Source organism: Pseudomonas onubensis, from assembly GCF_965653655.1.
Classification (GTDB): Bacteria; Pseudomonadota; Gammaproteobacteria; order Pseudomonadales; family Pseudomonadaceae; genus Aquipseudomonas.
In genome coordinates, this window is record NZ_CBFHAZ010000218.1 from 1 (window position 1) to 710 (window position 710).

Consider the following 710-nt stretch of genomic DNA (forward strand, 5'->3'; position numbering starts at 1 on the left):
GTCCAGACCCCCATAATAACGAGAATGGCCGCAAAGGCGATAAAGAGAACGACGAGCGAACGCACTGTGCCCAGCGCTTTGTGCACGAGCGGCGCCGTAAAGACTGACGTAATTGCCAGCAGAAGGCCCCAGCCGAAGAAGACATATCCGAGACCGTGTTCATCTAAATCCAGCACGAACGGAGAATAAGCAAGCAAAATAAAAAATCCAAAGTTGTATAAGAATGCAGATACTGCCATTGTCAAAAGGCCTTTATATTTGAGCGCCTTCATCGCATCAAACACACCGACGCGTTTCGCCGGTTTCGGCAGCTTCGGCAGCATGAGTGAAATCGCGCAAAGCGCTATAAACATCAGGACAGACACTCCGAAGAACGGAGCGCGCCATGAAAGGCTGCCTAGCTCTCCGCCGGCAAGCGGCCCGACGGAAATTCCCAGTCCGAGCGCGGCCTCATACAGAATAATCGCTTTGGCGCTGCCGCCGACAGATACCCCGACGATGACGGCAAGCGCGGTTGAAATAAAGAGAGCATTCCCAAGCCCCCAGCCGCCGCGATAGCCGACAAGCTGAGCGATTGTACTTGAGCTTCCGCCGAGAGCGGCAAACACGATGATAAAAATAAGTCCGAGAAGCAGCGTCCATTTTGCGCCGATCCGGCTGGAAATCGCGCCGGAGAAAAACATCATAAAACCGGTAACGAGCAAATAACT

General features: G+C 53.2%; 1 protein-coding gene. It reads right to left on the reverse strand.

Features of this window, described 5'->3' with window-relative positions:
• The coding region (locus ACTD9P_RS29635; RefSeq protein ID WP_438870421.1) for an MFS transporter at positions 1–710 on the reverse strand (710 nt) is incomplete at both ends.